This is a genomic window from Agrobacterium sp. 5Ca50 (assembly GCF_055381905.1).
The window spans coordinates 1732112-1747262 of the sequence record NZ_AP026438.1 but is presented as its reverse complement, the minus strand read 5'-3'; the positions used below and the strand labels follow the sequence as shown (position 1 = coordinate 1747262).

General features: G+C 57.0%; 11 protein-coding genes. 8 read left to right on the top strand and 3 right to left on the bottom strand.

Annotation, left to right across the window (positions count from 1 at the left end):
- Positions 1-28 precede the first annotated feature (28 nt).
- The 6 genes from ACZ5FM_RS08585 to ACZ5FM_RS08560 all read left to right on the top strand — a co-directional run bounded on the left by ACZ5FM_RS08585 (position 29) and on the right by ACZ5FM_RS08560 (position 6800).
- Positions 29-1102, top strand: coding sequence for a BMP family ABC transporter substrate-binding protein (locus tag ACZ5FM_RS08585; RefSeq protein ID WP_464040353.1), 1074 nt, complete (start codon positions 29-31; stop codon positions 1100-1102).
- Positions 1103-1427: 325 nt separating this feature from the next.
- On the top strand, positions 1428-2150 hold the full coding sequence (locus ACZ5FM_RS08580; protein ID WP_464040445.1) for a FadR/GntR family transcriptional regulator: 723 nt from the start codon (positions 1428-1430) through the stop codon (positions 2148-2150).
- A gap of 165 nt (positions 2151-2315) precedes the next feature.
- Entirely contained in the window at positions 2316-3677 is a 1362-nt protein-coding gene (gene glmU / locus ACZ5FM_RS08575; RefSeq protein ID WP_464040352.1) for a bifunctional UDP-N-acetylglucosamine diphosphorylase/glucosamine-1-phosphate N-acetyltransferase GlmU, read from the top strand.
- A gap of 102 nt (positions 3678-3779) precedes the next feature.
- A complete protein-coding gene (glmS, locus tag ACZ5FM_RS08570) occupies positions 3780-5606 on the top strand; it encodes a glutamine--fructose-6-phosphate transaminase (isomerizing) (protein ID WP_275641422.1) in 1827 nt (608 codons plus the stop codon).
- On the top strand, positions 5603-6109 hold the full coding sequence (locus ACZ5FM_RS08565; RefSeq protein WP_464040351.1) for a GNAT family N-acetyltransferase: 507 nt from the start codon (positions 5603-5605) through the stop codon (positions 6107-6109). Before glmS ends, ACZ5FM_RS08565 begins: the two co-directional genes overlap by 4 nt.
- Positions 6110-6146: 37 nt before the next feature.
- On the top strand, positions 6147-6800 hold the full coding sequence (locus tag ACZ5FM_RS08560; protein ID WP_250985899.1) for a DUF502 domain-containing protein: 654 nt from the start codon (positions 6147-6149) through the stop codon (positions 6798-6800).
- A 674-nt stretch (positions 6801-7474) separates the two neighbouring features.
- Here ACZ5FM_RS08560 and ACZ5FM_RS08555 read toward each other — a convergent pair.
- Both ACZ5FM_RS08555 and recG read right to left on the bottom strand, forming a co-directional pair.
- Positions 7475-7762 carry a hypothetical protein gene (locus ACZ5FM_RS08555; RefSeq protein ID WP_275641419.1) on the bottom strand — a complete coding sequence of 96 codons (288 nt, stop codon included), beginning with the start codon at positions 7760-7762 and terminating at the stop codon, positions 7475-7477.
- A gap of 15 nt (positions 7763-7777) precedes the next feature.
- Positions 7778-9883: an ATP-dependent DNA helicase RecG gene (recG, locus tag ACZ5FM_RS08550; RefSeq protein WP_464040444.1), complete on the bottom strand. Its 2106-nt coding sequence runs from the start codon at positions 9881-9883 to the stop codon at positions 7778-7780.
- A gap of 319 nt (positions 9884-10202) precedes the next feature.
- Between recG and ACZ5FM_RS08545 the strand changes: the two genes are divergently transcribed.
- Together ACZ5FM_RS08545 and mfd are read left to right on the top strand one after the other, a co-directional pair.
- The gene (locus ACZ5FM_RS08545) at positions 10203-10499 is read left to right on the top strand and encodes a succinate dehydrogenase assembly factor 2 (protein ID WP_192490970.1); all 297 of its coding nucleotides are present in this window, start codon (positions 10203-10205) and stop codon (positions 10497-10499) included.
- A 145-nt stretch (positions 10500-10644) separates the two neighbouring features.
- Positions 10645-14142 (top strand): transcription-repair coupling factor, encoded by a 3498-nt coding sequence (mfd, locus tag ACZ5FM_RS08540; RefSeq protein WP_192490971.1) that lies wholly within the window; start codon positions 10645-10647, stop codon positions 14140-14142.
- Between the two features lie 4 nt (positions 14143-14146).
- Here the strand turns inward: mfd and ACZ5FM_RS08535 are convergent, their stop codons facing one another.
- Positions 14147-15148, bottom strand: coding sequence for a hypothetical protein (locus ACZ5FM_RS08535; RefSeq protein ID WP_464040350.1), 1002 nt, complete (start codon positions 15146-15148; stop codon positions 14147-14149).
- Between the last annotated feature and the right edge of the window lie 3 nt (positions 15149-15151).

Below are 15151 nucleotides of genomic sequence, written 5' to 3'. Positions count from 1 at the left end.
CTGCAATCAAACCACAGCAGGGGTAAAAATGAAGAAGTTCATTCTCGCACTCACCGCAACGGCAGCCGTTCTCGGCGGCCTGTCTTCGGCCGCTCGCGCCGAAGATCCAAAGAAGATCTGCTTCGTCTACGTTGGTTCCCGCACCGATGGTGGCTGGACACAGGCGCACGACATTGGTCGTCTCGAACTGCAGAAGCATTTCGGCGACAAGATCGAAACGCCTTTCCTTGAAAGCGTTCCGGAAGGTCCAGATGCCGAGCGCGCAATCGAGCGCATGGCCCGTTCTGGCTGCGCAATGATCTTCACCACCTCGTTCGGTTTCATGGACGCCACCGTCAAGGTTGCCGAAAAGTTCCCGAAGGTGAAGTTCGAACACGCGACTGGCTTCAAGACAGCTGAAAACCTGGCGACCTACAATTCGCGCTTCTACGAAGGCCGTTACATTCAGGGCCAGATCGCTGCGAAAATGTCGCAGAAGGGTGTTGCAGGTTACATCGCGTCCTTCCCAATCCCGGAAGTTGTGATGGGCATTGACGCCTTCGTTCTTGGCGCACAGTCCGTGAACCCAGAATTCAAGGTGAAGGTTGTTTGGGCCAACACCTGGTTCGACCCAGGCAAGGAAGCCGACGCTGCCAAGGCCCTTATCGACCAGGGCGTTGATATTCTGACACAGCACACCGACACGACTGCTCCAATGCAGGTTGCGACCGAGCGTGGCATCAAGGCTTTCGGCCAGGCTTCCGACATGATCAAGGCTGGTCCTGAGACCCAGCTGACCGCGATTGTCGACACCTGGGGTGCTTATTACATCAAGCGCACGCAGGACCTGCTCGACGGCAAGTGGAAGTCGGAATCGGTTTGGGACGGCCTGAAAGACGGCATCCTGACCATGGCGCCTTACACAAACATGCCTGACGACGTGAAGAAAATGGCGGAAGAAACCGAAGCCAAGATCAAGTCCGGCGAATTGCATCCGTTCACCGGTCCGATCAAGAAGCAGGACGGTTCCGAGTGGCTGAAGGACGGCGAAAAGGCTGAAGACGGCGTACTTCTCGGCCTGAACTTCTACGTTGCTGGCGTTGACGACAAGCTGCCGCAATAATCTGCCGCAGTCATGACTACGAAAAGCCGCGCGTGATTACCCCGCGCGGCTTTTTGGCGGAAAGAGCCGCTGTTTGAATTTTGGACTGCCGATGCGGCCAAGTTGCCGATTGCAACCGGCTGGTGATTTTTGTTAGTTTTGCATCTTATTTGTTGAAATGGCGTTTTCTTGGCGTTGCTGATTACCAGTGTTACGACACGACTTTGGTTTGATAACCGACTGAATCGTTACAGATTGAGTGTGTCACACGGGCGATCCGGCAATCGAAACGTCCAATAATAATAATGGGGTCTGGTCTTTGGTTCGAGAAAATCTCGATAATGTCATGAAGGTGGCGCGTCCGCGCACCAGCCATGCGCAGGTCGTTCACAAGCTGGGGCAGGGCATTGTTTCTGGCGAATTTTCAGCCGGTGAGATTTTGCCCGGAGATGCTGAGCTTGTTGGCCGGTTCAAGGTATCCCGCACCATTCTGCGCGAGGCGATGAAAACCTTGACCGCCAAGGGCATGGTGGCGCCGAAGGCAAGAATTGGCACGCGTGTGACTTCGCGCGACAAGTGGAACATGTTCGACAGCGATGTGCTACACTGGCACTTCGAGAGCGGCATCAAAACTGAATTTTTGCTGCATCTCTATGACATGCGGCTGGCATTCGAGCCCTTTGCGGCGTCGCTGGCCGCAACACATGCGTCTGATGCCGATCTTGTCAGACTGGAAATGCTGGCAACCACGATGGGGGATCCTTCCTATTCCAAGGAAAAGCGCGCCATTGCCGACATGGAGTTTCATATTCTGCTGGCCGAGGTATCGGGCAATCCGTTTATGCGCACGGTCGGCACGCTGATCAAGGCGTCGCTGATCGGGATTTTCCGCATGAGCAATCCGGAAACCGACAGCAATGAGATTGCCGATGTTTCTCGCACCCATTTGCAGCTGGTGGAGGCGCTGCGCGCCCATGATGCGGCGAGTGCCCGCAAGCAGATGGAAACGCTGATCGAGAATGGTCGCAACCAGATCATGTCTTTTGTGAATTCCCGCACGACCGCCTGATATTTGCGGATTATCCACGTTTTGCTGCCATTTTTAAAAGCCAAACGTGGATTTCTTAAGGTGCGCGCTGTAACTCATCACGCAAACGTATAAATACGCGAACTGAATGGTACTTGGATAAATGCCTGCCGGACGGCGTGCCCGTCGCTGCAGCATGGAGGTTTTATGGAACGTAGTTGTCTTTCTGTTATTCTGGCTGCGGGCGAAAGCACGCGCATGAAATCCTCCATCTCGAAGGTTCTGCATCCCGTTGCTGGCCGGCCGATGATTGCCCATGTCATGCAGGCGATTGCAGGTGCTGGCGTCAGCACCGCAGCACTCGTGGTTGGCCGCGATGCCGAAAACGTCAGTAGGGCTGCCGAGCGGCCGGATGTCGAGGTTGAATCCTACTTCCAGAAAGAGCGCCTTGGCACTGGCAACGCCGTGCTGGCAGCAAAGGCGGCAATCGAGCGTGGATATGATGACGTTCTGATTGCTTACGGCGATGTACCGCTGTTGACGTCTGAGACGCTGAATGCGGCGCGGGCAGAACTGGCGCAGGATGTTGATGTTGTGGTCATCGGTTTCCACACCGCCAACCCGACCGGTTATGGTCGTCTGCTGGTGGAAAATGGTGAGCTGGTTGCTATCCGTGAGGAAAAGGACGCCACGGAAGAGGAGCGCAAGGTTACCTGGTGCAACAGCGGCCTGATGGCGATCAAGGGTGCCAAGGCACTGGACCTTTTGAACCGCATTGGCAACAACAATGCCAAGGGCGAATATTACCTGACCGACATCGTGGAAATTGCCCGCTCGCTGGGCGGTAAGACCGTTGCCATCGATGCGCCGGAAACTGAACTGACCGGCTGCAACAACCGCGCGGAGCTGGCCTATGTCGAGCGTCTGTGGCAGGAGCGTCGCCGCAATGAGCTGATGATTTCGGGCGTGTCGATGATTGCGCCGGAAACCGTATTCCTGTCCTGGGACACTGCGATTGGCCAAGACGCGCTGATTGAGCCGAATGTGGTGATTGGACCCGGCGTGACCATTGAAAGTGGCGCGGTTATTCACGCCTTTTCGCATCTGGAAGGTGCCTATGTCAGCGCCGGCGCCACGGTTGGCCCTTATGCGCGGCTTCGCCCCGGTGCCAATCTGGCCGCGGATGCCAAGGTCGGCAATTTCTGTGAGGTCAAGAAGGCCGAGATCGGCGCTGGCGCCAAGGTCAACCATCTGACTTACATTGGCGACGCGTTTGTCGGCGCTGGCAGCAATATTGGTGCCGGTACGATTACCTGCAACTATGACGGCATCAACAAACACATCACCAGAATCGGCGAGGGTGCCTTTATCGGCTCCAACTCCTCGCTGGTCGCACCGGTCAGCGTTGGCGATGGTGCCTATGTGGCTTCCGGCAGCGTGATCACCGCAGATGTGCCTGCCGATGCGCTGGCGTTGGGCCGTGCGCGCCAGGAGATAAAGGAAGGTCGCGCAACGGTAATTCGTGAGCGGGCAAAGGCACTTAAGGCTGAAAAGAGTAAGAAGGCCTGACCTTCGTTACCGGTCGAAACCGAAAGTGACCGGCGACGGAATTGCGGATTTCCGCGAAATGATTAGGACTGGCGGCCATAGAAGTGCCGTATGGAGAATTGCATGTGCGGAATTGTCGGAATTGTCGGAACACAGCCGGTATCGGAGCGTCTTGTCGATGCGCTGAAACGCCTCGAATATCGTGGTTATGATTCTGCCGGTGTCGCAACCATTGATAATGGCGTGATGGCCCGTCGCCGCGCCGAGGGCAAACTGTTCAACCTTGAAAAAAGACTGGCCGACGAGCCTCTGCCAGGCAAGACAGGCATTGCCCATACCCGCTGGGCAACCCACGGCGTGCCGAACGAAACCAATGCCCACCCGCATTTCATTGATGGCGTGGCGGTTGTTCATAACGGCATTATCGAAAACTTCTCCGAACTGCGTGACGAGCTTTCCGCCGAAGGTGCTGTGTTTACCACTCAGACAGATACGGAAGTTGTGGCACAGCTGCTGGCCAAGTTTACCCGCGAAGGCCTTGGCCACCGCGAAGCCATGCTGGCCATGCTGAACCGTGTCACCGGCGCTTACGCACTGGTGGTGATGTTCCAGGATGATCCTGACACGCTACTGGCCGCCCGTTTTGGACCGCCGCTTGCGGTTGGTTACGGCAAGGGTGAAATGTTCCTCGGTTCCGACGCCATTGCGCTGTCGCCGTTCACCAATGAAATCAGCTACCTGGTTGACGGTGACTGTGCGGTTGTGACCCATGCTGGTGCCGAGATTACCGATTTTACCGGCAAGCCTGTCACTCGCGCCCGCCAGATTTCGCAGGCAACCGCATACGTGGTCGACAAGGGCAACCACCGCCACTTCATGGAAAAGGAAATCTACGAACAGCCGGAAGTGATTTCGCACGCGCTGAGCCACTATGTGGACTTTGCCGCCGGCGCCATCAAGCCGATTGACCCGGCGATTGATTTCTCCAAGGTGTCCGGTCTAGCCATTTCCGCATGCGGCACGGCGTATTTGTCCGGTCTGGTTGGCAAATACTGGTTTGAGCGTTATGCGCGTCTGCCGGTGGAAATCGATGTGGCCTCCGAGTTCCGTTACCGCGAAATGCCGTTGTTGCCGACACAGGCGGCGCTGTTCATTTCGCAGTCCGGTGAAACCGCCGATACGCTTGCCTCGCTGCGCTATTGCAAGGACGCCGGTCTGAAGATTGGCGCTGTTGTCAACGTCAAGGAATCGACGATTGCGCGCGAATCTGACGCGATCTTCCCGATCCTGGCCGGTCCGGAAATCGGTGTTGCCTCGACCAAGGCGTTTACCTGCCAGCTGGCGGTGCTGGCTTCGCTTGCCGTTGCGGCCGGCAAGGCACGCGGCACCATTACGCCGGAGCAGGAAAAGGAAATCGTCAAACATCTCATCGAGATGCCGCGTGTGATGAGTTCCATTCTCAACAGCATCCAACCACAGATCGAAGCGCTGTCGCGTGACCTGTCACGCTTCAAGGACGTGCTTTATCTCGGCCGTGGAACCAGCTTCCCGCTGGCGCTCGAAGGTGCGTTGAAGCTGAAGGAAATTTCCTACATTCACGCCGAAGGTTATGCCGCTGGCGAGCTGAAACATGGTCCGATTGCGCTGATCGACGAGAATATGCCTGTCATCGTCATTGCACCGTATGACCGGTTCTTTGAAAAGACCGTGTCCAACATGCAGGAAGTGGCAGCCCGCGGCGGCAAGATCATTTTCATCACCGATGAAAAGGGTGCCGCAGCCTCCAAGCTGCCGACCATGGCAACGATCATTCTGCCGAATGTCGATGAAATCACCACACCAATGGTGTTTTCGCTGCCAATCCAGCTGCTCGCCTACCACACCGCCGTGTTCATGGGCACGGATGTGGACCAGCCGCGCAACCTGGCAAAATCGGTCACCGTGGAATGATCATCCGTCCCGAAAAACCTGCCGATGCTGAGGCAATCTCCGCAGTAACGGAAGCGGCGTTTCGGGACATGGAACATAGCGATCAGACCGAGCATCTGATTATGGAGCGGTTAAGGGCGGCAGACGCCCTGACCATTTCTCTTGTGGCGGAAGACAGCGAAGGCATTGTGGGACACATTGCCTTTTCGCAAGTCAGCGTGGAGCATGGTGAAGGCAGTTGGTACGGGCTTGGTCCACTGTCAGTTGCGCCGGAACGGCAGGGGCAGGGCATTGGCAGCCGTCTGGTAAAGGCGGGGCTGGATATGCTGGAGCGCATGCAGGCCGCAGGCTGCGTTGTCGCTGGCGATCCGGAGTTTTATGGCCGCTTTGGTTTTGTAAATTCAGAAGCGCTGAACACCGACGGCATACCTAACGAATATTTCATGTTCGTCAGCTTGCATGGCAACAAGCCATCCGGCATTGTGCATTATCACCCGGGTTTTTACGGCGATGCGGGCACATAGTTGCAGGCGCAGATTGCCGCCACAAAATGAATGAGTAATGGCCGATAACCCCCTCAGAATTTCGCTTGCCTCACGTATCAGGAACAATTTTCTGACGGGCGTCATCATACTTGCGCCTGTTGCGATAACCATCTGGATTGTCTGGTCTTTCCTGCAGTGGGCAGATAGCTGGGTCAAACCCTATATTCCTGCACGTTACGACCCGGAGCAATATTTCGATATCGCCATTCCCGGCTTTGGCCTGCTGATTGCGATGGTTGGCATTACCATCATTGGCTTTCTCGGCAACAACCTGATTGGCAAATGGGTTGTCGGTTTCAGCGAATCTCTCGTCAATCGCATGCCGTTGGTCCGCCCGGTCTATAAGAGCCTGAAACAGATTTTCGAATCCGTGCTGAAGGAGCATTCCAGCTCGTTCAAGAAGGTCGGCATGATCGAGTTTCCATCATCCGGCACCTGGGCGCTGGTATTCGTGTCGTCCGACGCCAAAGGTGAACTTGCCTATCGTTTTAACGAAATGGGGCAGGAAATGGTGGCTGTGTTTCTGCCGCCAACCCCGGTACCGACAGCGGGTTTCCTGCTGTTCGTGCCCAAGGACAAGATCATCATGTTGGACATGACCCCTGAAGACGGCGCCAAGTTGCTGATATCAGGCGGTCTGGTGGCACCTGACTTCAAGCTGCCGGGGTGATGGTGGCTGCGCTTGACTACGGAAACCACACGCTGATCTGACCCCTCACTTGCAATTTCTGACACTTAAGGGCTTCGCGCGCTTCAAGATGTTGAAATCGCTTTCTCTCTCTCAAGGGGAGAGATGGGTGGGTGCCGTGCCGTCTGGCGCCCTTACCTCTCCCCCTGTGGGAGAGGAAAAAAAATCATGGTCTTAGCAACGCTAAGTCATAGATTTTTCAGGTGAGGGGTTTTTGGAATTGCACAACGCTCGCTGTCTGGCTCCAAGAGCCATTTCACCCACCCCCTCATTTCTGTGCTTGTCACAGAAATCCAGTCAGCCCCAGTCTTGGGGCTGGAAAGATGTCTTTTGACGCGCAGACGCGCGTCTGCTGGATCCCTGTGACAAGCACAGGGAAGAGGGAGGGTTGGGGTACCGTCGGCGACCACGGCAGCGACCGAGGTATCATAACGTTGAGCTATCGAAACAACCCCTCACTTGCGATTTCTAACACTTATGGCTTTGCCTTAAGATGTTGAAATCGCATTCTCTCCCACAAGGGGAGAGATAAGGCGGGTGCTGAGCCGCTTGCGCCTTTACCTCTACCCTTGTGGGAGAGGAAGAAAAATCATCACCTTAGCTTGCTAAGTGATAGATTTTTCAGGTGAGGGGTTTTGCCATGGGGCAATTCAACCTCACGAATAATCATCCTCGTCATAGGTGTTGTCATTGTCCTGTTCGGCGCGCTCGCTGTTGGAGGAATAGAACACTGGCACGAACATGCGCATATAGACGAATTTTACCGTCCAGCCTTCATCCTGCGCCTCTTTCCATTGTTTCTTGCGCTTCTTTTTCTTGCGAAACCTGGCGGCAATCGCCTTGGCTTCCGTGTGGCGGAAGCTGTCCGGTTGCAGGATGTTATCCGGCGAACAAAGGGCATAGCCCTTGGTATAGGCCGACGGCGGTCTGATATCTGTGGTCATGGTGTTTTCCTGACATTACCCTGCATGCAGGAAGCGAATGGCCTCATCCCGGCGGTGAAGATAAAGAAGAACGCGCAAGTTCTGGCCACGCGGGCTGGTAAGCTCCGGGTCGCGGTCAATCATATAGGCGGCGTCCTTGCGGGCGATTTCCAGGAGGTCGGAATGGGCTTCGAGGCTGGCGATCTTGAAACCCGGCGTCCCTGACTGGCGGGTGCCGAGAACCTCGCCTTCACCGCGCAGTTTCAAATCCTCCTCGGCAATCAGGAAACCGTCTTCGCTGTCGCGCAGGATGGAAAGTCGCGCCTTTCCGGTTTCTCCCAGCGGCCCCTTGTAAAGTAGAATACAGGTAGAGGCTTCATCACCACGTCCGACACGGCCGCGAAGCTGGTGAAGCTGGGCAAGGCCGAAGCGTTCGGCATGTTCAATGACCATGATGGTGGCGTCGGGCACGTCAACACCCACTTCAACCACGGTGGTTGCGACCAGAAGCCGCGTTTCACCATTCTTGAAGGCCAGCATGGCGGCGTCTTTTTCCGGACCGCTCAAGCGGCCGTGAATGAGACCGATCGGTGCATTGATGGCCTTTGATAGAACGCCGTGGCGTTCCTCGGCCGACATCAGGTCGACTTCTTCTGACTCTTCGACCAGCGGGCAGATCCAGTAGGCCTTCTTGCCCTCTGAAATAGCGCTGCGCAACCGGTCTATAATGTCGCCCAAACGTTTGGTCGGGATGGTCACGGTCTGGATGGGTTTGCGGCCGGCCGGTTTTTCCGTGAGCTTTGACACATCCATGTCGCCAAAGGCGGCCAGCACCAGTGTGCGGGGAATGGGTGTGGCTGTCATGACCAGCATATGCGGCGTGATGCCCTTGGCGGTCAGCCGCAGGCGCTGGTGCACGCCAAAACGATGCTGCTCATCGACCACGGCCAAAAGCAGGTTCTTGTAGTTGACGCTATCCTGAAACAGCGCATGGGTGCCGATGATGATCTGCGCGTCGCCAGAGGCAATGCGTTCCTCGATGGCTTGGCGTTCCTTGCCCTTGGTGCGGCCGGTCAGAACCTCAACCGTGATATTGGCCGCGGCAGCAAATCGCGAAATCGTGGCGTGGTGCTGGCGGGCGAGAATTTCGGTCGGGGCCATCAGCACGGCCTGTCCGCCGGCCTCAACCACCGTTACCATGGCCATCAGGGCCACAAGGGTTTTGCCGGCACCGACGTCACCCTGCAGCAGGCGCAACATTCTGGTGTCACCGGCCATGTCTTTCAGTATGTCGTCTACGGCAGCCCGCTGGCTGTTAGTCATGGAAAAGGGCAAAGCGTGCAGGATGCTGGCGGCCATGTCACCCTTCACGACCACAGGATTGCCCGCAACCTTACGCAGCCTTTGGCGCACCAGGGTCAGCGAGAGCTGCCCGGCCAGAAACTCGTCATAGGCAAGCCTGCGGCGGCTGATCGACTGTGGATCGATATCCAGCCCATCGCGCGGGTCGTGCAGCAGGCGAAAACTTTCTCGGGCGTCATGAAAACCCTGCCGTACCATCAAGGTTTCATCAATCCATTCCGGCAGATCTGGCAATCTGGTCACGGCATTATCAATGGCCTTGCGCAGCACCTTGGCGGAAAGACCTGCGGTCAGCGGATAAACCGGCTCGATCAGCAGCAGGTTTTCTGCCTCCGACGCTTTGACCATGAAATCGGGATGCACCATTGAGGCGCGACCGTTAAACCAGTCGACCTTGCCACTGATCAGAACTTCCTCGTCAATCGGCAGCGCCTTCATCAGCCAGTCGCCCTTGGCATGGAAAAAGGTCAGCGCCAACTCGCCGGTATCATCATGAATGAACACGCGGTAGGGAACCGAGCGATTGCCGGGCGGTGGTGGCTGGTGGCGGTCCACACGTCCCTTGATGGTGACAATGGAGCCGGTTGGTGCCAGCGCAATTCCGGGCTGGTTTCTGCGGTCGATGACGCCAGATGGAGCGTGAAACAGCAGGTCGATAACGCGGCAGTCATCGGCATTTTCGCGGCCCAGCAACCTTGCCAACAGGTCGGCAAGTTTCGGACCGACGCCCGGCAGTGTCGAGATGGAGGCAAATAACGGGTCAAGCAGTGTTGGGCGCATGGCGGCAAAATCGGGGAAGGTGTCGTTCAATGCAAGAGCTGCCAGCAGATAAACAGCGTTTTTTCATCACTAGTTTGCGGATGTGACGCAAATAAATGCACAAAACAGGTTCCCAAACGTTCCTGTCCTGTTCTATAGGAGATCGCAATAGACGAGGCATGAATTGAAGGGCACGCTGGCAGTTTCGATCCGGTTGTTTTCCCGCAATGTTCGGCTGTTCCTGTTGTCTGTTATAACAACTGACAACTGGGGTGGGAATGAAGCGGCAGATGGCATGACCGGATCGCGTATCGTGCACCCGTACAGGAAGGAAAATACGATGACAGGACTGGTGAGAAGCAGCGTGGACCTCGATGAGCGTCGCAGACGGATCCTCTACCGTTGCTGGCATCGTGGTATCCGCGAAATGGATCTGGTGCTGGGCCAGTTTGCCGAGGAAAACATTGCCGATCTTACGGATGTGGAACTGGACGAGCTGGAAGTCATTATGGACGAGGAAGACAATGATCTCGTAAAGATGGTGACGGGCGCTCTGCCTGTGCCAGAACGTTTCCAGACACCGCTGTTTGAACGCATTGCCTCCTACCGGCCAGACTTCGATCCGGTCACCAACTGATCAGGCCGGTTACCAACTGATCAGGACTCGCCGCATGAAACGGCTTCATGCGTCACGCTTTAACTGTTTGTTTTTACGCATGTCGTTTCGCAAAAACCGTTCTGTTTTTCTGCGGCATGCGTCAAGTTTGTGAAGTAACACGCCCATGATCCCCGGTTTTGACGCCAAGACAGTTCTTTCCTTCGATACATCCCTGACCATCGGCAATGTGCCGTCAGGCATGGAAGCGATCTTGCTTGCTGAGATGGCGCGCACCGGGCAATCCATTGCCTATGTGATGTCGGATGGCCAGCGCATGGCCGATCTTGAGCAGATGCTGGGTTTCGTTGCGCCTGACATTCCGGTGCTGACGCTGCCTGCCTGGGATTGCTTGCCCTATGACCGCGTGTCACCCAGTGCCGACACCTCGGCAAGGCGGCTGGCGGCACTGTCCGGCCTGATCAGTCACGGCAAGAAACCGCATCCGGCGATCGTGCTCGTCACCGTCAATGCCATGCTGCAGAAGATGGCACCGCGCGACATCATTGAAAGTCTGGCGTTTTCGGCAAAGCCTGGCAACCAGATCCGGATGGATGACATTGCTGCACGGCTGGAGCGCAACGGTTTTGACCGTGTAGCCACGGTGCGTGAAGTCGGTGAATTTGCCGTGCGTGGTGGCATTCTCGACGTGTTCGTTCCCGGCACGGAAGAGCCTGTGCGCCTGGACTTTTTTGGCGATACGCTGGAAAGCATTCGCACCTTCGATCCGGCCAGCCAGCGCACCATCGGACAGGCGCGTTCGCTGGATCTCAACCCGATGAGCGAAGTAACGCTGACACCGGATACGATTGCCCGTTTCCGCAAGAATTACCTGTCGCTGTTTGGTGCCGCGACCCGCGACGACGCGCTCTATCAGGCCGTATCCGAAGGCCGCCGTTATGCCGGCATGGAGCACTGGCTGCCGCTGTTTTACGAAAAGCTCGAAACGGCCTTCGATTATCTCGCGGGCTTCCGCATCGTCACCGACCATACGGCACGCGAGGCTGCGGCCGAACGCTCCAAGCTGGTGCTGGACTATTTTGAAGCGCGCCGCACCTCCGGCGAGACCAAGGGCGCAACCCAGGGCGCACCCTACAAGCCGGTGTCACCGGGCCAGCTCTACCTTGACGGAAAGGGCTTCGAGGCGACGCTGGAGGCCGTAAGCGCCATTCGCCTGACACCGTTCAATGAACATGATGTTGCCGGTCGGCCGGTTGCGACGCTGGATGCCCATACCGGGCCACGGTGGGCACGGCCCGTCACCGAAAATACCGATGAAGAGCGGGTCAATGTGTTTGATCTTGCCGTCAAGCACATTGCAGACAAGCGCGCCAAGGGCTGGAAGGTGCTGATTACCGGCTGGTCGGAAGGTTCTCTCGACCGCCTGTTGCAGGTGTTGAACGAACACGGCCTTGAAAAGATCAAGCCGATACAGGCGCTGAAAGAGGTAGACAAGCTCGGCAAGGGCGAGGCGGCGTCTGCGGTGCTGAGCCTTGAAGCCGGCTTTGAAACCGGCAATCTCGCTGTCATTGGCGAACAGGATATTCTCGGCGACCGTATGGTACGCCGCTCCAAGCGTCGCAAGCGGGCCGCCGACTTCATTTCGGAAGTGGCCGGTCTCGATGTCGGTTCGCTGGTCGTGCATGCTGAACATGGTATCGGCAAGTTCGTCGGGCTTCGCACCATTGAGGCTGCGGGTGCGCCACGTGACTGCCTGGAACTGCATTATGCCGATGATGCCAAGCTGTTCCTGCCGGTCGAAAACATCGATCTTCTGTCGCGTTACGGTTCCGATGCTGCCGAAGCGCAACTCGACAAGCTGGGCGGTGGCGCCTGGCAGATGCGCAAGGCCAAGCTCAAGAAACGCCTGCTGGATATGGCCGGCGATCTTATTCGCGTGGCGGCCGAACGCATGGTGCGCAAGGCACCGGTGCTGGTGGCGCCGGATGGTCTTTACGACGAGTTTGCGGCGCGTTTCCCCTATGATGAAACCGAAGACCAGCTGAACGCCATCGACTCCATCCGCGACGATCTTGGTCTTGGCCGGCCGATGGACCGCCTGATTTGCGGTGACGTGGGCTTTGGCAAGACAGAAGTTGCGCTGCGTGCTGCCTTCCTCGCCGCCATGAATGGCGTGCAGGTAGCGGTTGTCGTGCCAACCACGCTGTTGGCCCGCCAGCACTTCCGCACCTTTTCGGAGCGTTTCCGTGGCCTGCCGATCCGCGTGCAACAGGCCTCGCGTCTTGTTGGCACCAAGGAACTGGCGCTGACCAAAAAGGAAGTGGCCGAGGGCAAGACGGATATCGTTGTCGGTACCCATGCGCTGCTCGGTCAGGGCATCAGCTTTGCCAATCTTGGCCTGCTGATTATCGATGAAGAGCAGCATTTCGGCGTCAAACACAAGGAACGTTTGAAGGAGCTGAAAGGCGATATTCACGTTCTGACTTTGTCTGCCACGCCTATTCCGCGTACCCTGCAGCTGGCGATGACCGGGGTTCGCGAATTGTCGCTGATCACCACGCCGCCGGTTGACCGCATGGCGGTGCGCACCTTCATTTCGCCGTTTGACGCGCTGGTCATTCGCGAAACGCTGATGCGTGAACATTACCGTGGCGGCCAGAGTTTCTATGTCTGCCCGCGTCTGGCCGACCTTGCGGACATTCATGCCTTCCTGCAATCGGATGTGCCGGAGCTGCGTGTTGCCGTCGCCCACGGCCAGATGGCGGCCGGTGAGCTGGAAGACATCATGAATGCCTTCTATGACGGCAAATATGACGTGCTGTTGTCCACCACCATCGTTGAATCCGGGCTTGATGTGCCGACGGCCAACACGCTGATCGTGCACCGTGCCGACATGTTTGGTCTGGCGCAGCTTTACCAGCTGCGGGGTCGTGTCGGTCGTTCCAAGGTTCGGGCTTTCGCGCTGTTTACCCTGCCGGTCAACAAGGTGCTGACAACCATGGCCGAGCGCCGATTGAAGGTGCTGCAGTCACTCGACACGCTGGGTGCCGGTTTCCAGCTGGCCAGCCATGACCTTGATATTCGTGGTGCCGGCAACCTGCTGGGCGAAGAACAGTCCGGCCATATCAAGGAAGTCGGTTTTGAACTCTACCAGCAGATGCTGGAAGAGGCGGTTGCCGAAGTGAAAGGCGATGACGATGTGCAGGAAAGCGGCTGGTCGCCGCAGATCTCGCTTGGCACATCGGTGATGATCCCGGAAAATTACGTGCCGGATCTGCATCTGCGCATGGGTCTTTACCGTCGCCTTGGCGAACTGACCGAGCTTTCGGAAATCGATGGTTTCGGTGCGGAGATGATCGACCGTTTTGGCCCGTTGCCAAAGGAAGTACAGCACCTGCTCAAGGTGGTTTACATCAAGTCGCTGTGCCGCACCGCCAATGTCGAAAAGCTGGATGCTGGCCCGAAGGGCGTTGTCGTGCAGTTCCGCAACCGCGAATTCCCCAATCCGGCCGGTCTGGTCGGGTACATTGCCAAGCAGGGCTCACTGGCCAAGATCAGGCCGGATCACAGCGTGTTCCTGACCCGCGACCTGCCAACGCCGGAAAAACGTCTGGCCGGTGCTGCCATGGTCATGACGCAGCTGGCGGAGCTGGCAAAGGGCTGAGAAACTATTGGGGCAGGGTGGCCAGCACCTTGCCTGCCCGGTCCAGCACTGTGCCATCAGGCGGCAGCAGAATGGCGTCATCCTCGACGCCTTCCTTCGGCGTCAGCAGCCAGGCATTTGGGTGACTGTCGCGGATATGGCGCGGATTAAAGCGGATGAGGGTGCCGGCAGGATAGGTATCTTCGCCAAAACTCGTGTCTTTGGCCAAGCTGCCGCTGCTGACTTCATAGAGTTTTTTGTGGTCGTCCAACATGATGCGCGGGCTTGAAATCTCCAGCCCGTCGACCAGCACGGTCTTGTCACGTGGTATGTCCAGAACCCAGCGGTCGGTATCGTTAAAACCATCGGTGTAGACATTGCCGGTTGAGGTCCAGACTTCAGTGCCCGATGGCAGGCTTATGCCATCTGCCACATTGCCTGCCGCGAGCACGCAGCGCTTGAAGGCTTTGACGCTGCCATCTTCATTCACGTCAAATTCCACTGGCGTTGTTGCCATGCAGGTCCAGCCCTGCTGTTCGCTCGTGCCTTCGCCGACGACCCGCATATTATCCGGCGCAAACCCGGTGACATTGTAGCTGTCGTCATATTTTATGGTGATGTAACGATCGACAGCCAGCGCATTGATACCGGCAATCTCGACCGGATGCGGGAAGGTGGCGCGGCCGAATGATTCCAGTTTCTGGGCCGCCGCCAGGCGCAGTTTGGTGCCTTCGGGCATGTCGATCTGGCCGATACGCTCGCTGCTGGTCAGTGTCGGCGCAAAGTTTTTCTCGTGCTCCCTGTCCAGTGTGCGCATTTCCAGCGAGAAGGTCACAACGTGGTAGAGGGTGAACAGCGCTGGAATTGTCGTCAGGCCATAGAGTGCAAACCAGTGGTTTGCCCAGGGTTTCTGGCTTTTGCGGAAAAACAGCAACCACACGGTCCAGACAAACCACACCAGAGTGGTGAGGAACAGCAGACCGACAATGACCAGAAATTCTACGGAAGGAAGTGCGACGGGTATCATGAC